General features: G+C 59.8%; 25 protein-coding genes. 21 read left to right on the top strand and 4 right to left on the bottom strand.

Features of this window, described 5'->3' with window-relative positions:
- The first annotated feature begins 90 nt into the window (after positions 1–90).
- Entirely contained in the window at positions 91–2430 is a 2340-nt protein-coding gene (locus OCV64_RS02750; protein WP_262669245.1) for an S-layer homology domain-containing protein, read from the top strand.
- Positions 2431–2725: 295 nt separating this feature from the next.
- Here the strand turns inward: OCV64_RS02750 and OCV64_RS02745 are convergent, their stop codons facing one another.
- Positions 2726–3373: an HAD family hydrolase gene (locus tag OCV64_RS02745; RefSeq protein ID WP_262669244.1), complete on the bottom strand. Its 648-nt coding sequence runs from the start codon at positions 3371–3373 to the stop codon at positions 2726–2728.
- A 199-nt stretch (positions 3374–3572) separates the two neighbouring features.
- Here OCV64_RS02745 and OCV64_RS02740 point away from each other — a divergent pair, with 199 nt between their 5' ends.
- The 5 genes from OCV64_RS02740 (at position 3573) to OCV64_RS02720 (ending at position 7396) form a co-directional block, all read left to right on the top strand.
- Complete coding sequence (locus OCV64_RS02740; protein WP_262669243.1) at positions 3573–4469, top strand: DMT family transporter; 897 nt, start codon at positions 3573–3575, stop codon at positions 4467–4469.
- A gap of 139 nt (positions 4470–4608) precedes the next feature.
- Positions 4609–4914 carry a DUF2089 family protein gene (locus OCV64_RS02735; protein WP_147570728.1) on the top strand — a complete coding sequence of 102 codons (306 nt, stop codon included), beginning with the start codon at positions 4609–4611 and terminating at the stop codon, positions 4912–4914.
- Between the two features lie 26 nt (positions 4915–4940).
- A complete protein-coding gene (locus OCV64_RS02730) occupies positions 4941–5465 on the top strand; it encodes a hypothetical protein (RefSeq protein WP_147570727.1) in 525 nt (174 codons plus the stop codon).
- Between the two features lie 100 nt (positions 5466–5565).
- Entirely contained in the window at positions 5566–6051 is a 486-nt protein-coding gene (locus tag OCV64_RS02725; RefSeq protein ID WP_147570726.1) for an RNA polymerase sigma factor, read from the top strand.
- Positions 6044–7396: a DUF4179 domain-containing protein gene (locus OCV64_RS02720; RefSeq protein ID WP_262669242.1), complete on the top strand. Its 1353-nt coding sequence runs from the start codon at positions 6044–6046 to the stop codon at positions 7394–7396. The genes OCV64_RS02725 and OCV64_RS02720 overlap by 8 nt, the downstream gene beginning before the upstream one ends.
- A gap of 57 nt (positions 7397–7453) precedes the next feature.
- Here OCV64_RS02720 and OCV64_RS02715 read toward each other — a convergent pair whose 3' ends face one another.
- The gene (locus OCV64_RS02715) at positions 7454–7987 is read right to left on the bottom strand and encodes a hypothetical protein (protein ID WP_147570724.1); all 534 of its coding nucleotides are present in this window, start codon (positions 7985–7987) and stop codon (positions 7454–7456) included.
- A gap of 254 nt (positions 7988–8241) precedes the next feature.
- Between OCV64_RS02715 and smc the strand changes: the two genes are divergently transcribed.
- From smc to OCV64_RS02675, 8 genes are all read left to right on the top strand, one after another.
- Positions 8242–11823 carry a chromosome segregation protein SMC gene (gene smc, locus OCV64_RS02710; protein WP_262669240.1) on the top strand — a complete coding sequence of 1194 codons (3582 nt, stop codon included), beginning with the start codon at positions 8242–8244 and terminating at the stop codon, positions 11821–11823.
- 121 nt (positions 11824–11944) lie between these two features.
- The gene (locus OCV64_RS02705) at positions 11945–12223 is read left to right on the top strand and encodes a hypothetical protein (protein ID WP_147570722.1); all 279 of its coding nucleotides are present in this window, start codon (positions 11945–11947) and stop codon (positions 12221–12223) included.
- Between the two features lies 1 nt (position 12224).
- Positions 12225–12533 (top strand): hypothetical protein, encoded by a 309-nt coding sequence (locus tag OCV64_RS02700; RefSeq protein WP_262669238.1) that lies wholly within the window; start codon positions 12225–12227, stop codon positions 12531–12533.
- Between the two features lie 18 nt (positions 12534–12551).
- Positions 12552–13421 (top strand): signal recognition particle-docking protein FtsY, encoded by an 870-nt coding sequence (gene ftsY, locus OCV64_RS02695; protein ID WP_240287079.1) that lies wholly within the window; start codon positions 12552–12554, stop codon positions 13419–13421.
- Positions 13422–13451: 30 nt separating this feature from the next.
- Positions 13452–13652, top strand: coding sequence for a hypothetical protein (locus tag OCV64_RS02690; RefSeq protein WP_262669237.1), 201 nt, complete (start codon positions 13452–13454; stop codon positions 13650–13652).
- A 92-nt stretch (positions 13653–13744) separates the two neighbouring features.
- Positions 13745–14461 (top strand): ribonuclease PH, encoded by a 717-nt coding sequence (gene rph, locus OCV64_RS02685; protein WP_147570718.1) that lies wholly within the window; start codon positions 13745–13747, stop codon positions 14459–14461.
- Between the two features lie 18 nt (positions 14462–14479).
- Positions 14480–15070: an XTP/dITP diphosphatase gene (locus OCV64_RS02680; RefSeq protein WP_262669236.1), complete on the top strand. Its 591-nt coding sequence runs from the start codon at positions 14480–14482 to the stop codon at positions 15068–15070.
- Between the two features lie 33 nt (positions 15071–15103).
- The gene (locus tag OCV64_RS02675; RefSeq protein WP_186852739.1) at positions 15104–15427 is read left to right on the top strand and encodes a YhbY family RNA-binding protein; all 324 of its coding nucleotides are present in this window, start codon (positions 15104–15106) and stop codon (positions 15425–15427) included.
- Between the two features lie 6 nt (positions 15428–15433).
- Here OCV64_RS02675 and OCV64_RS02670 read toward each other — a convergent pair whose 3' ends face one another.
- Entirely contained in the window at positions 15434–15586 is a 153-nt protein-coding gene (locus tag OCV64_RS02670) for a hypothetical protein (RefSeq protein WP_262669235.1), read from the bottom strand.
- Here OCV64_RS02670 and nadD point away from each other — a divergent pair.
- The 4 genes from nadD (at position 15585) to OCV64_RS02650 (ending at position 19820) form a co-directional block, all read left to right on the top strand.
- Positions 15585–16802, top strand: coding sequence for a nicotinate (nicotinamide) nucleotide adenylyltransferase (gene nadD, locus OCV64_RS02665; protein ID WP_262669233.1), 1218 nt, complete (start codon positions 15585–15587; stop codon positions 16800–16802). The genes OCV64_RS02670 and nadD overlap by 2 nt on opposite strands.
- The gene (locus OCV64_RS02660; protein WP_262669231.1) at positions 16799–18349 is read left to right on the top strand and encodes an LCP family protein; all 1551 of its coding nucleotides are present in this window, start codon (positions 16799–16801) and stop codon (positions 18347–18349) included. Before nadD ends, OCV64_RS02660 begins: the two co-directional genes overlap by 4 nt.
- Before the next feature lie 54 nt (positions 18350–18403).
- The gene (gene rsfS, locus OCV64_RS02655) at positions 18404–18763 is read left to right on the top strand and encodes a ribosome silencing factor (RefSeq protein ID WP_147570713.1); all 360 of its coding nucleotides are present in this window, start codon (positions 18404–18406) and stop codon (positions 18761–18763) included.
- Between the two features lie 124 nt (positions 18764–18887).
- Entirely contained in the window at positions 18888–19820 is a 933-nt protein-coding gene (locus OCV64_RS02650; RefSeq protein ID WP_262669229.1) for an AEC family transporter, read from the top strand.
- Between the two features lie 35 nt (positions 19821–19855).
- On the opposite strand, the gene OCV64_RS02645 is transcribed toward OCV64_RS02650, so the two are convergent.
- Positions 19856–20746, bottom strand: coding sequence for a diacylglycerol/lipid kinase family protein (locus OCV64_RS02645; protein ID WP_262669228.1), 891 nt, complete (start codon positions 20744–20746; stop codon positions 19856–19858).
- Between the two features lie 249 nt (positions 20747–20995).
- Between OCV64_RS02645 and OCV64_RS02640 the strand changes: the two genes are divergently transcribed.
- Genes OCV64_RS02640 through OCV64_RS02630 form a run of 3 tightly spaced genes read left to right on the top strand, consistent with a single transcriptional unit; the run spans position 20996 to position 23066 of the window.
- Entirely contained in the window at positions 20996–21721 is a 726-nt protein-coding gene (locus OCV64_RS02640) for an AzlC family ABC transporter permease (protein WP_147570710.1), read from the top strand.
- The gene (locus OCV64_RS02635) at positions 21718–22056 is read left to right on the top strand and encodes a branched-chain amino acid transporter permease (protein ID WP_240287093.1); all 339 of its coding nucleotides are present in this window, start codon (positions 21718–21720) and stop codon (positions 22054–22056) included. The genes OCV64_RS02640 and OCV64_RS02635 overlap by 4 nt, the downstream gene beginning before the upstream one ends.
- Positions 22057–22088: 32 nt before the next feature.
- Positions 22089–23066 carry a prephenate dehydratase gene (locus OCV64_RS02630; protein WP_262669227.1) on the top strand — a complete coding sequence of 326 codons (978 nt, stop codon included), beginning with the start codon at positions 22089–22091 and terminating at the stop codon, positions 23064–23066.
- Positions 23067–23072: the final 6 nt, after the last annotated feature.

Raw genomic sequence — 23072 nt, 5'->3', positions numbered from 1 at the left:
GGGCCCTCATTACACGTCCTGCCTCTCGTTTCTGACCGTGCCCTCTCAACTGAGACCACGGCCGGGGGGCGGATGAAAAGGAGAGATAACATGAAATTGAAACGACTGATTTCTTGGCTGCTGGCCTCTGCCCTGGCCGCCTCTCTGGCAGTTATGCCCATCGGGGCGGCCGGCACCTCCTCCTTCGGCGATATCTCCGACCGGGAGACCGCCGTCAACGCTGACATCCTGCGCCTGATGGGCGTGGTCAGCGGCACTGGAGGCAACCAGTTCAATCCAAACGGCACCCTGACCAGGGCTGAGTTTTGCACCATGGTAGTCAAGTTTATGCAGCAGGGGGATCAGGTCCCCATCCACGCCACCCGCACTATCTTCTCCGACGTTACCTCCAAGCACTGGGCCCAGGGCTATGTGAACCTGGCCGCCAGCCTGACGGTCAAGGACGGGGAGCGGGAGGTCCCCCTGATCTCCGGTGTGGGTGATGGGCGCTTTCAGCCGGACGAGAAGATCACCCAGGCCCAGGCGGCCACCATTTTGATTCGGGTGCTGGGCTACTCCAGCGAGCAGGCGGGAGCCGTCTGGCCCCAGAGCTATATGAACCTGGCTGAGTCCATCGGGTTGAGCGACGGCCTGCCCAGCGACTATAACGCCGCTCTGACCCGTGGCCAGGCCGCCCAGTTGTTTGTCAACGCCCTGAGCTGCAAGAATGGAGAGGGCAGCGACTACTATACGACACTGGGCAAGGCCCAGGAGGACACCATCATCCTGGCGGTCAATGTGGAAACGGACGACGGAACCTCGGACGGGGCCATCCGGACCACAGCCAACAAGGAGTCTGAGGCATACCTGCCCGCCGAGGGAGAGGGCAACCCCTACGCCCTCCAGGGCAAGCGGGGGGCCCTGGTGCTCAATGACAAGGATGAGATCGTCACCTTTGTCCCTGACGACAGCAGCGCCACCACCATCATCCTGTCTGGCGACGCCCAGCCCAGCTATGTGAAAGCCAGCGGCGGCAGCCAGTACACCATGTCCAAGGATACCCTGCTCTATACCGCCGACGCCACAGAGGGAAAGAGCTATATGGAGGGCTACTCCGTCCTGAAGTCGGGCACCCAGATCACCATGTATTCCGAGCGGGGCAAGATCGTGGCGGTTTACGCCAGCGGTAGCGCCTCCTCCATCGACTCCGACGCCGTGGTGGTCATGGGCAGCCCCAGCACCGCCATGTTCCACCAGCTCACCGGCGGCGCCACTAACTTCAACATCCAAAAGGGCCGTCAAACCATCACCATGTCCCAGATCCAGCCCTACGATGTGGTGACCTATGACAGCATGAGCAATACCCTGATCGTATCTGACCTGAGGCTGACCTGCATCTATGAGAACGCCAGTCCCAACTCCAAGGCGCCCACGGAGATCGAGGTGCTGGGCCATACCTTCGAGGTGCTGGACAGCGCCTGGGAGATGACCGGGGATTACAAGGTGGGCGACCAGGTCACCCTGCTCCTCACCGCCGACGGCAAGGTGGCTGGCATGGCTGCCCCCAGCGGAAAGACACGCTCTACCGCCATCGGCATGGTGGACAGCGGCAAGGCCACGGTGTTCCTCCCCAACGGCGGCACCCTGGAGCTGTCCGGCACCATCAGCAACGCCGACAACTTGGCCGACCAGCTGGTCACCATCTCCTCTGGCGCCAAGGGTAAGATCAGCGCCAGCAAACTGTCCTCCAAGTCCACCTCCGGCCAGTTCCTGGTGGAGGAGGGGAAGCTGGGCAGCTATACCGTCAGCGCCGGCGTCCAGATTTATGAGCAGGTCAACGGCGGCGCTATGGTAAAGCTGGACCCCACCAGCCTGAATATGGCCTCCATCCCCGGAGAAAAGATCGCCACCTATCACCTGAACACCTCCAACTATGTGGACTATATCGTACTGGACCGGGTGACAGGCAACGCCTATGAGTATGGTATCCTTATCTCCACGACCACGTCTACCCCTGTCTTGGATGACGATGGAGAAGATACTGGAGAGGAAAAGGAATCCAAGAAGTGGAACCTGGTCAACGGAAGTGGAACGATTGACCTGAAAAACACTGGATTTGCCGGAAAGAACGGCACTATGGCTGGTGTAGCTGTGGGTTCCAATGGTCGGATTGTGTCCATCATCGAACTGGAGGAGATCAAGAGCGTGTCCCCCAGCGACTTCTTCGAGAGCCAGGGGGTCCAGTACGTCAACGCGGGTGGCCGCACCTATCGGGTGGCCGATGATGTGGAGTGCTGCCGGGATACCGGGAGCATCCGGGACGCGAAAGACAGTTGGTTCAGCCAGGACAGCGGCGAGGAGCGTCTGGCGGCCATCAAGGCATTCTCCAGCGACCTGACCATCTATGTGGACCCCATCGGGGACCAGGTCCGGGTCATCTCCGCCAAGTGAGCTTCAATTCCCTCTTTTTGAAACAGGAGGCCGGCACCCTTTGGGCGCCGGCCTCCTCAGTTTGTAAAAAAAGCCCTCCTGCAAGGAGTTCCGTCGCCCGCAGGCGATGGAATAAAATTTAATCTCGTCATTTCCGGCGACATGTGCGTCGGAAATGACACCTCTCACGCAGGGTGGGCCGACTTTTCCGCTGGGAATCGAGGCACACCTTGCGTGCGGCTTTTCTCGAAAAAGTGGCAAAGCCACTTTTTCGATAGTAGCAGGAGGCCGGCACTCTTTGGGCGCCGGCCTCCTGTCATAGATGAAGGGGCAGAGGAGAACGCAGGTCAAAGGGAAAGCGGCCTGGCCCGCACACCTCCCGCATCTCCTCCGCCCGGTCGTCAAAGACCGGGTCAGATACTCCATAGACCTGCCAGCCCGCCTCTCTGGCGGCCCGGCAGTAGACGGGGGAATCGTCAAAGAGGACGCAATCTCCCGCTTCCAGGCGGCACAGCCGGGCCACCAGGCGGTATAGTTCCGGGTCCCGCTTCTCCAGCCCCAGCTCTGCGGCCGTAAAGACCCGGTCCAGCAGAGGGAGGAGGCGGTGGTGTTCCAGAGCGGCCGAGCACAGGCTGGGGATGCAGGAGGTGAGGAGGGCGCGGGGGATGCCGGACGCCCTGGCCCGCTCCAGAAATCCGCGTGCCCCCGGCTTCAGCTCCAGCTGGCCGGCATAGGCCGACCGGGCCATCTCCCGCCAGGCAGAAATGATTTCCTCCGGAGTCAGGGGCAGGCGGAAATAGTCCCGGGTGTATCGGGCCGAGTCATCAAAGCCGTGGTGGGTCACATAGTCGGTGTAGTCCTCCGGCACCGAGCCGATGCCGAAGCGGCCCAGAAATTCCACGTCGATGTCGAGCCACACTCCGTTGGAGTCCAGCAGGGTGCCGTCCAGATCAAAAAAGTACATAAGAGACCTCCAGAAGCGGAAATGGGGAGAAAGGATGCGATTTGACAGGCTGGCGGCCTACACAGGGGCGCTCATCTTTTTTTACTTGCGCCCGGCGGGGTTTTTTGCTATAATATCCCCGTTTTTGACCCGCTTCGGCGGCCCATCCCGCCTATGATACCACAGCGGGCCCTGATCCTGCAATCGGGAGTTGATATCCATGTCCCCAAAGACAATGAAACTGCTGGCCAAGCCCATGCTCTTTGCCGCCGCCATCATCTGGGGTACCTCCTTCTTCATCATGAAGAACGCCCTGGACGCCCTGCCTCCCTTCTATCTGCTGGCCATCCGCTTTACCGCCGGGGCAGTGCTGCTGGCCCTGATCGCCTGGAAAAAGTGGCAGATATTCACCTGGGACCACCTGTGGCGGGGGGCGGTGATGGGCGCCTTCCTCTTTTTGGCCTACTCTATCCAGACCTTCGGCCTGACTTTGACCACTCCCTCAAAAAACGCCTTTCTCACCGCCGTCTACTGTGTCCTGGTCCCCTTCCTCTCCTGGGCGGTGATTCGGGTCCGGCCAGACCGGTTCAACATCGCGGCGGCCCTGCTGTGCGTGACCGGAGTTGGCTTTGTCTCGCTGACAGAGGAGCTGACCATTAACGCCGGCGACCTGCTGACCCTGGTGGCCGCCTTTTTTTATGCCAGCCATATTGTGGCGGTGGCCAAGGTCTCACCGGGAAAGGATATCACTCTGCTCACTGTGTTCCAGTTCGCCTTCGCCGGGCTGTATGCCTGGATTGGCGGCCTGCTGACCGAGACATTTCCCGCCCAGGCGCTGACTGACCCGGCGGTAGTCCTGCCTATGGCCTATCTCTGTGTCATGGCCACCACCGTGGCCCTCCTGTTTCAGAACGTGGGCCAGGTCTGGTCCGACCCCGCCTCCGCCTCGGTCATTTTGTCCCTAGAGTCGGTGTTTGGCGTGCTGTTCTCCGTGCTGTTTTATGGCGACCCGGTGACCGGCCGGCTCCTGATCGGATTTGGACTGATATTCGTGGCCGTGGTGTGCTCGGAAACCAAGTTTTCCTTTCTGAGGAAGAAAGAAGAGAATACAATCTGAAGGGACCATGCCCCGTCTCATTCCCCCGCCCTATGGCGGGGGATTTTACTTTTATAAAAGAAAATAAAAAATTAAATTAAAGATTGACTTTAATAAAATTAAAGTATATAATGAGAACACAGAGAAAGGAGGTGGCCCCGTGGCCATAGAACTGCTGCCCGACTGGATGACCGGCTTGGAAGAGGAGGATGTGTCCTTTATCAAAAAGTTCATCCTCGCCTCCGGTTCCTTGAAGGAGGTGGCCGCCCAGTACGGGGTGACTTATCCAACGGTCCGGCTCCGTCTGGACCGCCTGATCCAGAAAATCAGGATCGGGGAGGATACCGCCGCCGACCCCTATATCGCCACCATCAAGCGGCTGGTGGTCAATGATAAGCTGGACTTTGACACCGCCAAACTGCTCATCGCTGAATATAAGAGAACGAAGGGAACGGACCTCGGATAGCCGAGGGCGTGAAAGGAGATAATATTATGATGATTGCGTCTGTAATGGGGATATTTGGGCTGCTCATATGGCTGGCGTTTCTGCTGGTGCCCATCGCCCTGTTGATTGTACTCCAGGTCTGGCTGTGTAAAAAGAGCTTAAAGCTGGGGCTCATTCTGCCAGCGCTGTCCCTGTGCCTGTCCCTGCTGATGGTGTTCAGTCTGGCCTCTTTTACTAGTTTCTCTGGCGGCGGGTCCCTCGTATTGGAGGGAGGGACCAACGCTGGACTGGAGAGCGGCCAGGACAGGGAAACGGTCCAGCGATGGGAAAGCAGGGGCGGCACTGTCACCGTCTATGACGGGGAGGGGAATATCATCGACCAGTACCCGGACCCCAACTATGACCCGGACCGGGCCAGGGCGGACGCCGTCCAGACCGTCGTCACCTTAGTAGTCATGCTTCTGGTATCCAACATCCCCACCGTAGTCTTCGGCGGCATCTGGCTCCACTATAAGGGCCGTCGGGATACCCAGGACGACCTGAAGCGGATGAGGGTGGAGGACCTGGGATAAGATAAAAAGAGGGCGGCAGCCCTCTTTTTATTTTGTCTGTAACCTTTTTGGAAGCTGGACCGTGTACTGGATAGAAAGAACGAGAGAAGGGGGGAGGACCATGGAACGGGAGGAGGCGGAATGGGTGGTTCAACGCCACGGGCAGACCGTGTACCGGCTGGCCTATGCCCGGACCGGGAATCGGGAGGACGCGGAAGACGTGACCCAGGAGACATTCCTCCGTCTGGTCCGGGCCGCCCCGAAGTTCCGGGACGAGGACCACTGCCGGGCCTGGCTGCTGCGGGTGGCGGCCAACTGTGCCCAGGACCTGTTCCGCGCCCCGTGGAGGAAGCGGGAGCGGCCCATAGAGGAGGCGGAGCGCGTCCCTGCCCCCGGCCAGGTCCCGGAGCCGGGAGGGGTACTGGAGGCGGTGCTGTCCCTTCCGGAGAGCTACCGGCTGCCGGTCCACCTGTTTTACTACGAGGGGCTGTCCATTCGGGAGATCGCCGGGGTGCTGGGCAAGAGAGAGGGAGCCGTGCGGACCAGCCTCACCCGGGCCCGGGCCCTGCTGCGGGACAAGTTGAAAGAGGAGGGGGACTATGTTTGAGCGGGAATACCGGCGGGAGATGGACCAGGTGAAACTGTCACAGGTGGAGCTGGACCGCTTGGTGAACGCCATGGCCGAGGAGAAACGGCGTCATAAGAGAGGAAATCTGGGGGTTCGGGTGCTCCTGACCGCGGCGGCGGTGTTTCTTTTGACCGCCTCGGCCCTGGCCCTGTCCCCGACCTTGCGGTCCCAGCTGACCCAGGTCCTTGGGAGCTTTGGGCCGTACAGCCAAAGGATAGAGGCCGGGACGGCTGCCGACCAGGGGTATGAGGTCCAGGTCCTGTCGGCGGTGACCGACCAGTACCGCCTGAAGCTCTATGTCCAGGTGCGGGACTTGACCGGCCGGCGGATGACCGATGGGGAGATCCGGCTTGTATGCAGGATCGGGCGGGAAACACAGACTCTGACCACACACGGCCGCTGTGTGGGATACGATCCGGATTCCCACACGGCCCTGTTTGAGGTGAGCGGATTTTGGGAGGAGGCCAGCGGCCTGGAGGAGGAGCTGACCCTGGAGGTGATCTCCGTGTGGCCCAGATACTATTCTTTCGGCGGTGAGCCCCTGCCCCTGGAGGAGGTCACCGGGCGGACGCTGGACTGCATGACCCTGGAGAACGGCCAGGTGGTGGTGGCCCCCGGGCAGACGCCGGCGCCGCTGGAGGGCTTTGAATGGGCGGAGCTGTCCTCCATGGGCTTTGCGGAAGACGGCACCTTCCAGGTGCTGTTCCGTCTGGCGGAGGGGGCGGACCCGGAGGAGTCGGACATCCTGGCAGACATTCTTGTGGACGGAGAGCCCCCGTGCAGACATCTGGGTGATATCAACTACACATTGGATGGGCGGACTTATGTGGGGGTTTCCTATGAGAATATCAGCCCGGCGGACCTGGGGCATTTCACCAGGGCCACGGCGGGGGGAGATGTGGTCATGGGCCGGAAGACCAAGGGGGATTGGGCGCTGTCCTTCCGGGTGGACAACCTGCCGGTGCGGGAATATGCCCTCTCCGGGCTGACGGACCAATATCAACTCCCCTGCAAATTGACGCTCACCCCCCTGGGGGCCATGCTCACCGGGGATTATGAGGCGGGCTGGAGGGGGATGCACCCCTTCTCCCTGATCCTGGAGGACGGCAGCCGGCTGGAGGAGGTATACATCCGGCATGGGTGCATGACACCCGGCAAGGAGAGCGTCTTGGGCAACTGGGACTTTGGACAGTTTTTGGATTTGGACCAGGCTGTGGGCCTGGAGCTGGGCAGCTGGTATATCTCCCTGTCCGGGGAAGACACCGGCACGGTCTATCCCGTGGAGGGAAGGGAAGCGTGGGAACAGGGGATGATGGCCCCTTAACAAATCAAAAGAGCGGGGAGCGGCCATCGCCGGTCCCCGCTCTTTTGCCGTTCTTTTTTACAGGGCGGGCTGGACCAGAATGCCCTCCAACAGGCCCCGGTGGACGGGCCGGAGCCCCTTGAGGGAGCAGAAGTCGGCGGGCCGGAGTAACGTGGGCGGCTTGGGCAGCTCCACCGCTCCGCAATCCGCCAGAAGCCCGGCCACAAACTGGGAGCAGAAAAAGTGGTGCCGCCGCTGGAGGGACAGGTTAAAATAGCAGGCGAACGCCCCAAGCACACTGTAATGGTACTCCTCCCGCTGGGCGTACATGGCCTGAAGCTGGCGGCGGAGGGCTATGTAGGTGTCCTGGCTCACCCTCAGCTCATAGAGGCAGCAGGGGACCGCCCGCCGGCGGCCGGTGACCTGCTCCTCCACCAGCCCGGCGGGGAGGGCGAAGTGTTCGTATTTTCTGGCAAAGCTGTAAAAGGGTCCAGCGGGCCCATCCAGCCCAATCGAGGCGTGGGTATAGTCGTCCTGGGTGGCCAAGTGGATCAGCCGGGAGAACCAGGTGCCTGACCGGGTCAGCAGAATATGGATGGCGCGCTCCTCCATGACAGAGCCCTCCTTTGTTTCTTTTCTGGCCCTATCTTACCAGAATAGTTCTAAATTCCGCTGAAGGAAAGATTAAGATTTCCCTAAAATACAGAAAAAACGGCTCTGGGCGAATGAGGCCCGGAGAGGCCCGCCGGACCTGGAAATGGCGTTGCAATCTAGTGCGGATTTTGCTATAATATAACATCTATTGGTCTGTCCCTTTTTCGGAGCTTAGGAAGGATGGGATCGGTCCCGCCTTCGAAAGATATGAGGTGGCCTTTTTGTACTTAAAAGCGCTTGAGATCCAGGGCTTCAAGTCCTTTCCCGACAAGACCGTGCTCACCTTCGGTGAGGATATCACCGCCATCGTGGGCCCCAATGGTTCGGGCAAATCCAATATCTCCGACGCCATCCGCTGGGTCATGGGGGAGCAGTCCACACGGGCCCTACGGGGAGGCAAGATGGAGGACGTCATCTTCGGCGGTACCGCCAAGCGCAAGCAGACGGGATATGCCGAGGTGTCTCTAGTGCTGGACAACACCTCACACATTTTCGACATGGAGGAGTCCGAGGTGATGGTCACCCGGCGGTACTACCGCTCCGGGGAGAGCGAGTATTACATCAACCGCCGCTCCGTCCGATTGAAGGATGTCAACGAGCTGTTCATGGACACGGGTCTGGGCCGGGAGGGCTACTCCATCATCGGTCAGGGTAAGATCGACGAGATTCTGTCTGTCAAATCCGCTGACCGCCGGGAGGTCTTTGAGGAGGCGGCCGGCATCTCCCGCTACCGCCACCGGAAGGAGGAGGCCGAGCGCCGCCTAGAGCGGACGGACGAGAACCTGGTGCGCATCAACGACAAGATATCGGAGCTGGAGCTTCAGGTGGAGCCGCTCCGGGAGCAGAGCGAGAAGGCCAAGAAGTATCTGGTCCTGCGGGATGAGCTGCGGGGGCTGGAGATCTCCGTGTGGCTGGACACATTGGAACGTATTCGGGCCAGCAATATCAAGCTGGAGGCTGACTATCAGGAGACCGCCCGCCAGCGGGAGGAGGCTAGAACGGCCCAGGAGAAAGCCTATGCCGCCGCCGAGACCTATTCGGCCCAGATGCGGGAGAAGGACGTGGAGGCGGACCGCCTCCGCTTTGAGATGCAGGGCCGGGAGGCCCAGGCCAACGAGCTGGAGTCGGCCATCGCCGTACTGAAGAGCAGCATCCAGCACAACCTGGAGTCCGCCGCCCGGTTGAAGGCCGATCTGGAGCAGCAGGAGGGCCGGGAGGGCTCCCTGTCCGCCCAGATCGAGCAGCGCCGGGAGCGGCTGGAGGAGATCGAGGGCCAGTTGGCCCGAACCCAGTCAGACCTGAAGGTCAAGGGTCAGGAGGCGGAGGAGACCGCTCGCTCGGCGGGCACTCTGGCCCGGGAGCTGGAGGAGCTGCGGAACCGGGCTGACCTGGGCACCGCCGGCGCTGCCGAGGCCAAGGCTCTGCTGTCCGCCCTGGCCGCCGCAGCCCAGGAGGTGCTGGACCGGGATGAGACCGTCCGCCGGGAGGCCAATGAGCTGGAGGGACGCCTGGAGGAGGGACAGAAGGAAGTGCGCTCCGCCAAGCGCAGATATGATGACGCGGTGGAGGAGCGGGACGGGGTCCAAAACGTCATCAACGGCTATCAACTGCGGATGGAGGCCCGCCGGAAAAAGGCCGAGGGCGCGAAGGACGCCCACATGAAGCTCCAGATGGAGGAGAGCGCCCTCACCTCCCGGATCAAGCTGCTCACAGAGATGGAACAGATGCATGAGGGCTACTCCAAGGCGGTCAAGCTGGTGATGGGAGAGGCCCAGCGGGGGGCGCTGAAGAATATCCACGGTCCGGTGGCCGACCTGCTGAAGGTGCCCGACCGATATACCGTGGCCATTGAGACCGCCCTGGGCGGGGCCATGCAGAACCTCGTGGTGGACCGGGAGGAGGACGGCAAGGCCGTCATCAACTACTTAAAGCGGAGAGATGGGGGCCGGGCCACCATTCTGCCCATCAGCTCCATCCGACCGGGAGAGCTCCGGGAGGGAGCGAGCCTGAGCAAAGAGCCCGGCTTCGTGGGAGTGGGGGACCAGTTGGTCCGCTTCGACCCCAAATATCAAAATGTATTTTCCAACCTGCTGGGACGGGTGGCGGTCATGGAGGATCTGGACGCCGCTATCGCCGCGGCCCGAAAATACGGCTATAAATTTCGTATCGTCACCCTGGACGGCCAGGTGCTCAACCCCGGCGGCTCTATGACGGGCGGCTCCGCCAGCCGAAGCGCCGGTATCTTGAGCAGGGCCAACGAGCTGGAGCGGCTGAACCAACAGCTGGCTGACATCCGGGCACGGGTAGCCGATGGGGCCAAGGCACTGGCAGAGGCGGAGCGGGAGCAAACTGCCGCCGCCTATGAGCTGGACGCCGCCCAGAGCCAGCTGCGTCAGTGGGAGGACGCTATTTTGAAGGCGGAGGGAGAGCTGTCCCATGCCCGCAGCGTGGTCTCCGAGCTGGAGCGCCAACGAGAGAGCCAAGAGAGTGAGCTGGAGGGCTTGAAGAACCGCTCTGTCCAGATTGAAACAGACACCGCGGCGGCCCGTGTCCGCATCCAGGAACTGGAGGGGGAGACCGCCGCTCTAAAGAGCGAGGCCGAGGGCAAGGCCAAGGGGCAGACCGACCTACAGGAGCGCACTGCCCGCATCGCCCAGGAGGTGGCCCAGCTCACCGCTGTCCAGGCCGCTCTGGAGGCGGAGCGGGAGGCCACCCGCTCTGGTCTGGAGGAGCTGGAGCGCCTGAAGGCATCCATGGCCGGGGACCGGGACCAGGGCCGGGCCCTGATGGCGGACTATGAGGAGAAAAACCAGGGCTTTGCCCAGGAGATCGCCCAGAAGGAGGAGACTCTGACTTCCCTCCGCCTGGAGAACCAGAGCCGGACCGACGCCATCGACCGCCTGAACCAGGAGAAGCTGGAGCTGGAGGGGGAGCGTATCAAGGCCACCCGGGAGAGCCAGAGCAAAAACGAGGAGCTGCTCCGTCTGGAGGGAGAAGTGTCCCGCCTGGAGCAGAAGAAGGTTTCCGCCTCCATGGAGGAGAAGCAGCTTCTGGACAAGCTGTGGGAGAACTATGAGCTGTCCCACGAGGCCGCCCGCCAGCAGCGGGTGGAGATTGAGTCTGTTCCCAGGGCCAGCCGCCGCATTGGAGAGCTGAAGCGGGCCATTTCCGGCTTGGGGAACGTCAATGTAGGCGCCATCGAGGAGTTCCAGCGGGTCAATGAACGGTATACCTATCTCACAGACCAGCGGGACGACGTGGACCGGGCGAAAAGGGAACTGGAGGAGATTATCGCCAATATTACTGGCGAGATGAAGACCATCTTCGAACGGGAGTTTAAGACCATCAACGAGGCATTCGGCCAGACCTTCCTGGAGCTTTTTGGCGGGGGTAAGGCCACCCTGGAGCTGGAGGACCCGGAGGATATCCTCAACTGCGGCATCGAGATTAAGGTTCAGCCCCCTGGTAAGGCGCTGAAGATCATCACCCTGCTGTCCGGCGGGGAGAAGGCCTTTGTGGCCATCGCCCTGTACTTTGCCATTTTGAAGGTCCGGCCCACCCCCTTTGTGGTGATGGACGAGATCGAGGCCGCTCTGGACGACAACAATGTGGTACGGTTTGCCCGCTATATGCGCTCCATGGCCGAGCGCACTCAGTTCATCGTCATCACCCACCGCCGTGGCACCATGGAGGAGGCCGACGTGCTCTACGGCGTCACCATGCAGGAGCAGGGAGTAAGCCGGATGCTGACGATCAACCTGAATGACGTGGAAAAGGAACTGAAGATCAGATAATGGCCCATGACCTCAAGATGGAGTTCAGTTGGAAGGGCTGAAGCTGTGGCCCCGATGGCCTATTGGCGGTCGATCTATGCTCTAACTGATAGGGTAGGGGAGGATATTACGGAGGTATACCGTGAAAGAAAACGACAATCAGAAAAATACCTGGATACCCATTGTGGGCGGTATCGTCTTGATTATAGTGCTGTTTATCGCTGTCAAGCTGATATTCGCCTGGCTGGGGGCGGCGGTCCCACCGGAGCGGCTGAATCCGGACCTGGCGCAGAGTCAGGGGGTGACAGAGCAGATGGAAACAGACGCCCCGGCTTTCTGCCCGTTCTGCGGAGAAACGCTCCACGACAGCTTCCGTTGGGGGCAGTTCTGTCCCTGGTGCGGGGAGAAGATAGAGCGGTGATATGAGAAAGCTGAAGTGCCTGCGATGCGGCCGGAGCATGAGCCGCATCAAGAGGGAACACCTGTTTATGGGCCAAATTGGGTGGCAGTGGGGAGATGCACACTATCAGCCCAGCAGTGGGCTGGATGTGGATGTTTACTGCTGCCCGGACTGCGGGAAACTGGAATTTTACCGGGGAGAAAAGGACCGGGACAAGCGGGTGGCCGGACAGTCCATAGCCCAGGTAAAATGTTCCAGGTGCGGAGGCCGCTATGACCTGGACAGCTGCAAGTGCCCCTTCTGCGGAGAAGAGAATGACAAGCTGTTTTAAGAAAGGAACGAATTGCCCATGGGCTTTTTTGATAAACTGAAAAAAATCAACATTTTTGCCAGTTTCGGCTCGGAGCTGACGGACGACTTCTACGACGAGCTGGAGGAGTCCCTCATCCTGGCCGATACCGGGATGGACGTGACCTTGGAGCTGGTGGAGGCGCTGCGCCGCCGGGTGCGGGAGGAGCGGATCAAGACCATGGAGGAGGCCCGCTCCGCCATGGTCCAGATCATCGCTGAGGCCATGAACACCGGGGGTGCGGCTCTGGACCTGTCCACCACCCCCTCTGTGGTACTGTTTATTGGAGTGAATGGGGTGGGTAAGACTACCACCATCGGCAAGATCGGCCATCAGCTCCGAAAGGAGGGAAAGAAGGTCCTCTTCTGCGCCGCGGATACCTTCCGGGCCGCCGCCGCCGAGCAGCTGACCATCTGGTCCGACCGGGCTGGGGTGGATATCATCAAGCAGCACGAGGGGGCCGACCCCGCCGCCGTAGTCTTTGACGCTATGAGTGCCGCCAAGGCCAGGAAGAGCGACGTGGTGCTTGTGGACACCGCCGGGCGGCTGCACAACAAGCAGAACCTGATGAACGAGCTGAACAAGATTTCCCGGGTCATTGACCGGGAGCTGCCCGGATGCGCCCGAGAGACTTTGCTGGTGCTGGATGCCACCACCGGTCAGAACGGTCTGATCCAGGCCAAGCAGTTTCAGGAGGCCGCCGGTATCACGGGCATCGTCCTCACCAAGCTGGACGGCACCGCCAAGGGGGGCATCGCCATCGCCATCGCCAGGGAGCTGGGCGTGCCGGTCAAGTACGCCGGTGTGGGCGAGAGTGTAGACGACTTGAAGCCCTTTAACGCCGCAGACTTTGCCCAGGCACTGATTTGAGATAGGAGCCAGATACTGGGGGGCGGGAAGATGGAGTTTAACTGGAGCCTGTTTGGCGCGTTGTTTGGGTTTGGGTTTATCGCCGCGTGGAAGCGTGATGGGTTCACCTGGAAAGATATGTGCCTGTGGGGCGAGGGGGTCACGCCCAAGCAGAGCTGGGAGAATCTGATTGGACTGGGCGTCCTGGGCGCCATGCTGCTTACCGCCGTCCTGTTTTGGCTGGTGGATTAAGAAAATTTAAGAGATCAATTTACACACTATCCAAACATTTCTGGCCTGACCTGTGGTACAATAAAGAAAAAACGTGAGAGGAAGAAATTACCATGTCCCGAATCGATGGAAGAAAAAACGATGAGCTCCGCCCGGTGGAGATCATCCCTAATATCAACAAATTTGCCGAGGGCTCCTGCCTCATCCGCTGCGGCAACACCCATGTGCTGTGCACCGCCAGCGTGGAGGACCGGCCGCCCCGCCACGTCCCCGAGGGGGAGGGCTGGGTGACCGCCGAATACTCCATGCTCCCACGTGCCAACCGGGAGCGGTCCCGCCGGGACATCTCCAAGCTGAAGCTGAACGGCCGCTCCGCCGAGATCCAGCGGCTCATCGGCCGGGCCCTGCGCTCGGTAGTGGACATGAAAAAGCTGGGCCCCTGGAACATCACCATCGACTGCGACGTGCTCCAGGGGGATGGGGGCACCCGCACCGCCTCCATTACTGGGGGCTTTGTGGCTATGATGCTGGCCTTCCGAAAAATGATAGAGGCCGGTCAGCTGGCGGAGTACCCCGTCAGCGGCTATGTGGCCGCCGTGTCCGCCGGTATCGTGGATGATGTGCCCCTGCTGGATCTGTGCTATGAAGAGGATTCCTCCGCTATGGTGGATCTGAACTGCGTTATGGACGACCAGGGCCGCCTCATCGAGATCCAGGGAACTGGGGAGGAGCGTCCCTTTACCCTGGATGAGCAGCGGCAGCTGGTGGAGCTGTGTGAGAAGGGCATCCTGCGGCTCCAGGCCCTTCAAAAAGAGATATTGGGGCTATAAAAGACGGGAGGGAAGGACATGAAACTGGTGCTGGCCAGCAAAAATAAAAAGAAGCTGGCAGAGATGAACGATATCCTGTCCCAGCTTGGAATCGAGGTCTGCTCCGAGGCTGAGGCGGGGGTGGATGTGGAGGTGGAGGAGACTGGAACTACCTTTGAGGAGAACTCTCTGCTCAAGGCCAGGGCTGTTATGGAGGCCAGCGGCCTGCCCGCCATCGCCGACGACTCCGGCCTGTGTGTGGATGCGCTGGGTGGGGCGCCCGGCGTGTACTCTGCCCGTTATGGGGGCGAGGGACTGGACGACATTCAGCGATACCGCCTGCTGTTGGAGAACATGAGGGGGCAGATGCCCCGGACAGCTCGCTTTGTCAGCGTCATCACCTGCTGTTTCCCCAACGGAGATGTGATTTCCGCACGGGGAGAGTGCCCCGGCACCATCGCCTTCGCCCCCATGGGGGAGGGCGGCTTCGGCTATGATCCGGTGTTTTTCGTTCCCACGCTGAAAAAGACCTTTGCCCAGCTTACCGCCGAGGAGAAGAATGCCATCTCCCACCGGGGAAAGGCACTGGAGGCATTTCAGGTCAAACTGAAGGAGTACCTGTCCAAATGACAGAAATCAAAAGATAGGAGATCATAACATAATATGGCAGAACTGACAAGCAAGCAGCGGGCCCAGCTGCGGGGGCTGGCCAACGGCATCGATACCATCCTCATCGTGGGCAAGGACGGCATTGGGGACAACCTGGTGAAGCAGGCCAACGACGCCCTGGAGGCCCGGGAGCTTATCAAGGGCCGTGTGCTGGAAAACTCCATGCTCTCCCCCCGGGAGGCAGCCGAGCAGTTGGCCCCCCTGACCCGGAGCGAGGTCGTCCAGGTCATCGGAACAAAATTTGTTCTCTATCGTCCAAGCCATAATAAAGAGAAAAAGGACAGAATCGTGCTGGTGACGGACAAGAAACAGAGGTAATCAATTTTATTCCTGCCAGCCGCTGACGCTTGGCGTGTTCTGGGCGGCGATGGGCTGTGGGCCGAGCTTCAGCCCCATCCTTCGGCCGAATTTGACAAAGCGGGGCTGCCCCTTTTTGGGGCCGTCCACCCTGATAAAAGTGAGAGAGGTGTCTGGCATGAAGATCGGAATCTACGGCGGGACCTTCAATCCCCCCCATCTGGGACACCTGGCCGCGGCAAAGACGGCCATTGAGGTGCTTGGCCTGGACCGGCTGCTGCTGATCCCGGCGGCGATCCCGCCCCACAAGGTCCTGCCCGAGGGTACGCCCCCGCCGGAGCACCGTCTGTCCATGGCGGAGAAAATGGCGGACGCGCTGCTGCGGCCCAAGGTGGTCCAGGTGTCCACACTGGAGCTGGAGCGGGAGGGCAAGAGCTACACCTCTGACACGCTGGAGGAGCTCCATCGTCAGTATCCGGAGGCGGAGCTGTGGCTGCTCATGGGAACGGATATGTTCCTGACGCTCCACCTGTGGCATGATCCCGATTCCATTTTGAGACTGGCCGGGGTGTGCGCCTTTGGCCGTACTGAACAGGACGGGGAGGAGCTCTTTGCCCCACAGCGGGACTTCCTCTGTGAGAGATATGGCGCAAAAGTGACCACCATCACTCTGCCCGGTCTGGTTGACATCTCCTCCACCCGCCTGCGGAAGCTGCTGGGCCAGGGGGAGGGGAGAGAGTACCTACTCCCCGCTGTCTATGGGCACATTCTGATGAATGGGCTCTATGGTACCCACGCCGACCTGAAACATCTGGACATTCCAGAGCTGCGGGCTTGCTCCTGCTCCATGGTCCGACAGAAGCGGGTGGCCCACATCCGCGGCACTGAGGAGGAGGCGGTCCGTCTGGCACGGCGCTGGGGGGCCGACCAGACGCTGGCCCGACGGGCAGGCATCTTACATGACTGCACCAAGTATTTAAACCTGGAGGAGCAGTTGGCCCTGTGTGAGAAATACGGGGTCGCGCTGGACGAGCTGGAGCGGTCAGCGGTCAAACTGCTTCACTCCAAGACCGGGGCGTGTATCGCCAAGGCGGTTTTTGGGGAACCTGATGAGGTGTACTCGGCCATCTTCTGGCATACGACAGCCAAGGAAAACATGACGACACTGGAAAAGATCCTGTATGTGGCTGATTACATAGAGCCCAACCGGGATTTTGAAGGGGTGGAGCGCCTGCGGTCGCTGGCCTATCAGGATCTGGACAGGGCCCTTCTCCTGGGGGTGGAGACTACCATTCAGGAGATGGAAGAGAGAAAGCTGCCTGTCCACAGCAGGACGTTCAAGGCCCGGGACTGGCTGAGGTCCCACGGAGTAACGATAGAGGAAGGAACCGAATGAGCGAACACACCAGAAGACACGGAAAACGACAGGTCCAGACCGAGCGCGCTTCCTTGGGGGAATATTGGGCGCGGTACCGGGCTTGGGTCCATGGGATGAGCCGGGGAGAGAAGATCCGCTACCGCGCCTTACAGACCGCGGTGTTCCTCTCCATCCTGATCATTGTGGGCTATCTGATTCTAAGCGCCTGGATCAAGCTGCCCGACACGTCGGACCTGCCCGGCCAGACCACAGGAGGACAGACTCAGGGAGACACCTCTGATTTGAGTTATGACGGGGCGGAACTGCCCCAGGTGGCCATGAGCGGCCGAAGAGAGGGAGTGTATACCTTCCTGGTAGCTGGCTTAGACCAGGTGAGCAATTCCACAGACACAATGCTGCTGGCGACCTATGACACTAAGAATAAGACTATCGATGCCATCAGCCTGCTCCGGGACACGATGATCAACACCAGCGCCACAAGGGGCGCACAGAAGCGGCTCAATGTGGTGTACACCCGGAATCGGGGGTCCAGCGACCTGCCAGAGAAGGAGCGGGTGGAAAAGGGAATGACCGCCTTGAAGCAGGAGGTGAGCCACCTTACTGGAATCTACCCGGACTTCTATGTCCTGGTGGAGTGGGAGGCTGTCGGGGAACTGGTGGACGCCATTGGCGGAGTCTATTTCGAGGTGCCCTTTGATATGGACTATGACGACCCAACCCCTGGCCAGGACCTGCACATCCACCAGGAGGCAGGGTACCGCCTGTTGAACGGCCAGGACGCCATGGAGGTTATCCGCTTCCGCAAGAACAACGATGGCACCCACGCCCTGGGGGACAGCGGCCGGACCGCTATCCAGCGGGACTTCCTCACAGCGGTGATCAAGGAGTGCCTCCAGCCGGATATTCTCCTCAAGCTGCCGACGCTGGCCCAGATATTCACTGAAAACGTGTCTACCGATTTAAGTGTGGGCAATATTCTGGCCTTTGCCCAACTGGCCATTGGGATGAACGTAGAAGAGAACGTGACGTTTGTCTCCCTGCCATGGACAGGCGTCAGCTATGACGGGGCATCTCTGGTGCTGGCCAATGAGAAGGAGCTGCTGCCCTTGCTCAACGACGGCCTCAATCCCTATGTGGGGGAGATCCAGTCCAGCGACCTTCAGCTGATGTATAAGAAGAGTGGAGGGGGCTACGGTGTGACCAACGGTACACTGTTGGACTCTAGAATGGCCAAGCCTGTAGTGGCGCAGAAGCCTCAGGAGGAAGAGAAGGAGCCCACAGAAGAGGAAGAAACGCCTGATGTTCCCCCGGTGGAGGAACCCAGCGGAGGGGCCGAGAACCTTGGTGAGGAAACAGGGATCGGTCAGGAAGGTGACTCTTCTCAGGGAGAAGGAGGAAATGGCAGTACCGGCCAGCCCCCTGACGAAGAGGGGGAAACGGGTACTGATACGCCGCCCATCGTGACCATCGACCCGGACGACGTGCTCCCCGACCCGGGGAGCGGTTCCACCAGTCAGGAGACGGAGGAGGAACCGCCGCCCTCCCAGGATATCAGGCCTTCATAGAAGGGGAGACAGCGGCTTCAAGCAACAATATATAAGCAGAAAGGGGAAAGAAGATTGACTTCTTATGAGATGGCCATCGCGCTGGCCAAGGCCCTGGACGGGAAAAAGGGGCAGGATATCAAGGTGCTCAAGACCGAGGAGCTGACCACGCTGGCGGATTACTTCGTGCTGTGTACCGCCACCTCCAGCACCCAGGTGAAAGCGATGTCAGACGCCTGTGAGGAGGCCATGGAGAAAAATGGCGAGCAGGTCCACCACATTGAGGGACACCGGGGCGGCACCTGGCTGCTGATGGATTTCTCATCCGTTGTGGTCCATGTGTTTACCGACGAAGCTCGAAAGTTTTATGACCTGGAGCGGCTGTGGGGCGACGCTCAGGAGATAGACTTGGCACAGGCGCTAAAGTCGGAATAAATGTATAAAACAGAGGGGTGTTCCGGTCGTTATATCCGGAACGCCCCTCTTGAATTTCCTCTTGACGGAAGGGAAAAGACTTCCTAGAATAAAACGGACAGGGAAAAGAGGAGATGGGATAAGCATGGAACTAAGCCTGATGCTGATGGAGCAGATATTGGCCATGGTGCTCATGGCCGCCGCTGGCTTTTTGGCCGCCAAAGCGGGGGTCCTGACTGGGGACCAGAGTCGGGTGCTCTCCAAGGCGGTGCTCTATATTGCCCTGCCCTGTACCTTGGTGAATGCTTTTCAGACAGACTATGATCCAAATATCCTGGGGGCGTTTTTAGTGACGCTGGCCATCGCGGTTCTGATACATGGAATATTTTGGCTTGTCTGCTGGCTGTTAGATAGGACTGGGAGCCAGCTTACCCCAGCAGAAAAGGCCTCGGTCATATACAGCAACGCCGGAAACCTGATTATTCCCATTGTATTGAATACGCTGGGGCAGGAATATGTCATTTATACCTGCTCCTACATGGCCTTTCAGGGATTCTTAGTCTGGACCCATGGGCAGAAGCTTATGGGGGGCGAAGGCCGGCTCACCCTGAAAAAAGTGGTGAAAAACCCCTGCCTCTGTGCCATACTGATGGGCATGGCACTGTTTTTCTTACATATCCGTCTGCCTGATGTGTTGGGTACCGCTGTTTCCTCTATGGGGAGCTGTGTGGGCCCCCTATCTATGGTGGTGGTGGGTGTTCTGCTGGCGGAAACAGACTTGAAGGCCGCTTTTTCCTCGCGGGGGATATACCGGGTCGTTTTCCTAAGGTTGATCATTCTGCCATTGCTGGTAGTGACTCTATTGTGGGGAGTAGAGCGGGTCTGGGGACATAACCAGATCCTACTGGTCAGCCTGCTGTGCGCGATAGGTCCGGCAGCCGCTACGTTGACCCAGATGGCCCAGCTCTATAAGAGCGCGGAGAGCCGGTACACCTCCTCTATAAACGTGGTGACCTCGGTATTGTGTGCCGCCACTATGCCGCCGATGATCGTTTTATTCCAAATGCTGACAACGTAAGAAGCTGCCTCCGATTTTTAATCGGAGGCAGCTTCTTATTTCCCTCGGATAACAGTCAAAGCCTGACGGCAGTTGACCACCTGGTTGACCAGCTGGTCGCCGCCGTACTCCCCGTCAATGGTCCAGGGAATGGGCTGGTCAGAGGAAAAGGTAAGCTGGGAAGCCTGGAAATGGATGCGGGAGCCGGCCCCCACCGGATTCTGAGCGAACAGAGTCTGGAAGCCATCGGTGACATCGGCCAGACTGACCGGCTTTTTGACCAGATCTACCTCGAACAGTCCGTCATCCAGCTCTACGTCCTGTTGAGGCAGCTTGATGCCGCCGATGGACAGGGCGTTGCGCACCATGCCGAAGTAAAAGTCATCCTCCAGAACCTGACCATCGTATTCTACTTTAAGATGGTAGGGGGAGATGGTGGGCAGAGAGGCAATGCCCTCTACCACATAGGCCAGATGGCCAAATGTGTTTTTCAGATCCTGGGGAGTGGCGTAGGCCACATGGGTAAACGCGCCGAAGGCGGCCACATAGACGAAGGGCTGCCCATTGAGTTTTCCAATGTCAATGTGAAAGGGCTCGCCTTCGCCGGCGGCGACGGCAGCGGCTTTGATCGGGGAGCGGGGGAGATTTAGGGTGGTAGCGCAGTCATTGGTGGAGCCGGAAGGAATATATCCCAGCATGGGTGGGGCGGACAACTCCATCAGCCCGGTTACAGTTTCGCTTAAAGTGCCGTCGCCGCCGGCACATACCACCCGTTGGAAACGGGGACCCAGCTCTTTGGCGGCTCGGACAGCGTCCCCCTTGCACTGGGTGGGGTAGACAGTGACCAGCCACCCAGCCTTGGTAAAGACGTCTAAGACCGGAGAAAGACTGCCGGGCAGCTGTCCTTTCCCGGATGTGGGGTTATAGATCAAGAGAGCTTCCTTCAAAACGATCCCTCCTTGCCTGTCAGATTTTATAGGAAAACAGCCTGGGCTTGGTGGACCAGCCTGATTAATATTAATAGTAGTATTATTATAGAAAGAGAAAAGAAAAAATCAAGAGAGATGTTGTAAATCTTTACATAAAATTAAGGCGCAAAAATAGAGGTTTCTTGTGCCACACTGGGGCTTGCGCCCATGGGGCAAAACGGTTAAAATACCTAAGATAGTATGTCGTAACGAGGTGGATTAACGACGATGGACCGAAAAACGTTAAAAGCGGCTTTCCCCGCCACGGTACCGGTGTTGATGGGGTATCTGGCTATCGGGATGGCCTTCGGGCTGATGCTCCAGTCAGAGGGCTATGGCGTAGGCTGGGCCATTCTGATGAGCATGACCATATACGCAGGCTCTGGGCAGTATTTGGGGGTTTCCCTGTTGGCTACGGGGGCGACTCTAGGCCAGACGGCCTTTCTGACTCTGATGGTCAATTTCCGGCATCTGGTCTATGGCCTGTCCATGCTGGAGAAATTTCGGGGCATGGGCCGCCGGAAGCTTTATATGATTTTTTCCCTGACGGATGAGACCTATGCGTTGCTTAGTTCGGCCAAGGTGCCCCAGGGGGTGAAGGAGCACGATTACTACTTTGCTGTCGCCCTGCTGGACCAGAGCTACTGGGTGCTGGGTTCTGTGATCGGCTCTCTGTTGGGGGCCGCGCTGGGCTTTGACACCACGGGAGTGGATTTTGCCATGACCGCCCTATTCCTGGTCATCGCCGTGGGCCAATGGAGGACCGCCGGCAGCCATCTGCCTGCTCTGCTGGGCGGAGCGGCCACTCTGGTCAGCCTGCTGGCTGTGGGGGCGGAGGAGATGCTGCTGCCTGCCTTGGGAATTATGGTGGCCGTCCTGGTGCTTCTCCGTCCCACTCTGGAGGAGCAGGGGCGGAGAAGGCCTGCCGCGGTGAGAGAGGAGGGGGCCCGATGACCACGATGACAACGGGACAGGCCCTGGCCGCCATCGCGGTGATGGCGGTGGTCACCTTTTTGACCAGGGCTCTACCCTTCCTCCTGTTTGACCGGGGAGGAGAGCCTCCAAAGGTGGTGCTCTATCTGGGGCGGGTGTTACCCCCGGCAGTCATCGCCATGCTCATCGTATATTGTTTGAAGGGAGTATCCTTTGCCACACCAGCGGGCTGGGTCCCCGCCCTGCTGGCCAGCGCCGCGGCAGTGCTCCTCCATCTGTGGAAGGGGAATGACCTGCTGTCCATTTTTGGGGCGACGGTGCTGTATATGGTGCTGGTGCAGGGCGTGTTCAACTGATGTTGACGATGTGAGGAACGAGAGGAAACGATATGAGAGAGACAGAAGAACTGGCCCATTTGGACCGGGAGATAGAGCGGCTGCTCCGCCGGCGCCTGGAACTGGTGGCCGGGCCGGAATCTGGGAGTACCGGCTACGACCAGTGCAGGCGGGCTATGGAGGCCGCCCGCTGCCCGGTATCCCAGCCCAGAGTGGTCTATCAGGGAGTAGCCGGAGCGTACAGCGAGATGGCCGCCCTCACCTTCTTTGGGAAGGAGGCCCGCTGTCAGGGGCTGGCCCGCTTTGAGGATGTCTTTGAAGCTGTCCATCGGGGGGAAGCGGACTATGCTGTCCTCCCCATCGAGAACAGCTCCACCGGCGCTATCCGCCAGGTATATGAGCTGCTGACCCAATATCAGCACTATATCGTAGGGGAGGACACCGTTAGGGTGGAGCACTGTCTGATGGCGCCTAGGGGAGCGAGTCTGGACACCATTACCCAGATCTACTCCCATGAGCAGGGCCTGTTCCAGAGCGACCGTTTTCTGTCCCGCCACCCGGAATGGGAACAGATCCCTTTTGGGGACACGGCGGGCAGCGCCCAGTATGTGGCCCAGACCGGAGACATTACCAAGGCCGCCATCGGCTCGGCACGGGCGGCAGAGCTCTATGGGCTGGATATCCTGTACCGGGGCACCAACCACAATAGCGGAAATACTACCCGCTTCGTAGTCACCTCCCCGGTGATGGAACTGCGCCCCGGAGCGGACAAGATCGCCGTCCTGCTTTCCGTCCCCCACCAGGTGGGAAGTTTGCAGCGTATTTTGACGGTGTTCCTGCTCCACGGGCTCAACCTGATGAAGATCGAGTCCAGACCCATGCCGGACAAGCGGTGGGAGTACCTTTTTTTCATGGAGTTCTCCGGCTCCCTTACCGGACCGGGGATGGAGGAGGCCCTGGAGGAACTGTCCCAATCCACCTCCTATCTCCGGGTACTGGGCAACTTCAAAAACAGCCTGACAGAGGGATAACGAACA

Origin of the sequence: Muriventricola aceti (genome assembly GCF_025567565.1) — a bacterium.
In the GTDB taxonomy this organism is placed as follows: Bacteria; Bacillota; Clostridia; order Oscillospirales; family Oscillospiraceae; genus Lawsonibacter; species Lawsonibacter aceti.
Note: the sequence above shows the minus strand (reverse complement) of the source record. Positions and strands in the feature narration are given on the sequence as shown.

Bases quoted from the DNA above. Each gene is read 5' to 3' on its own strand.
- OCV64_RS02715 (WP_147570724.1), bottom strand. From the start codon at position 7,987: ATGGAGGAGCGCGCCATCCATATTCTGCTGACCCGGTCAGGCACCTGG.
- OCV64_RS02690 (WP_262669237.1), top strand. From the start codon at position 13,452: ATGGAGTTTAACTGGAGCCTGTTTGGCGCGTTGTTTGGGTTTGGGTTT.
- OCV64_RS02660 (WP_262669231.1), top strand. From the start codon at position 16,799: ATGAGCGAACACACCAGAAGACACGGAAAACGACAGGTCCAGACCGAG.
- OCV64_RS02740 (WP_262669243.1), top strand. From the start codon at position 3,573: ATGTCCCCAAAGACAATGAAACTGCTGGCCAAGCCCATGCTCTTTGCC.
- nadD (WP_262669233.1), top strand. From the start codon at position 15,585: ATGAAGATCGGAATCTACGGCGGGACCTTCAATCCCCCCCATCTGGGA.
- OCV64_RS02630 (WP_262669227.1), top strand. From the start codon at position 22,089: ATGAGAGAGACAGAAGAACTGGCCCATTTGGACCGGGAGATAGAGCGG.
- OCV64_RS02745 (WP_262669244.1), bottom strand. From the start codon at position 3,373: ATGTACTTTTTTGATCTGGACGGCACCCTGCTGGACTCCAACGGAGTG.
- rph (WP_147570718.1), top strand. From the start codon at position 13,745: ATGTCCCGAATCGATGGAAGAAAAAACGATGAGCTCCGCCCGGTGGAG.
- OCV64_RS02635 (WP_240287093.1), top strand. From the start codon at position 21,718: ATGACCACGATGACAACGGGACAGGCCCTGGCCGCCATCGCGGTGATG.
- OCV64_RS02750 (WP_262669245.1), top strand. From the start codon at position 91: ATGAAATTGAAACGACTGATTTCTTGGCTGCTGGCCTCTGCCCTGGCC.
- OCV64_RS02675 (WP_186852739.1), top strand. From the start codon at position 15,104: ATGGCAGAACTGACAAGCAAGCAGCGGGCCCAGCTGCGGGGGCTGGCC.
- OCV64_RS02650 (WP_262669229.1), top strand. From the start codon at position 18,888: ATGGAACTAAGCCTGATGCTGATGGAGCAGATATTGGCCATGGTGCTC.
- OCV64_RS02725 (WP_147570726.1), top strand. From the start codon at position 5,566: ATGGAACGGGAGGAGGCGGAATGGGTGGTTCAACGCCACGGGCAGACC.
- ftsY (WP_240287079.1), top strand. From the start codon at position 12,552: ATGGGCTTTTTTGATAAACTGAAAAAAATCAACATTTTTGCCAGTTTC.
- OCV64_RS02730 (WP_147570727.1), top strand. From the start codon at position 4,941: ATGATGATTGCGTCTGTAATGGGGATATTTGGGCTGCTCATATGGCTG.
- OCV64_RS02700 (WP_262669238.1), top strand. From the start codon at position 12,225: ATGAGAAAGCTGAAGTGCCTGCGATGCGGCCGGAGCATGAGCCGCATC.
- OCV64_RS02640 (WP_147570710.1), top strand. From the start codon at position 20,996: ATGGACCGAAAAACGTTAAAAGCGGCTTTCCCCGCCACGGTACCGGTG.
- OCV64_RS02680 (WP_262669236.1), top strand. From the start codon at position 14,480: ATGAAACTGGTGCTGGCCAGCAAAAATAAAAAGAAGCTGGCAGAGATG.
- OCV64_RS02720 (WP_262669242.1), top strand. From the start codon at position 6,044: ATGTTTGAGCGGGAATACCGGCGGGAGATGGACCAGGTGAAACTGTCA.
- OCV64_RS02670 (WP_262669235.1), bottom strand. From the start codon at position 15,586: ATGCCAGACACCTCTCTCACTTTTATCAGGGTGGACGGCCCCAAAAAG.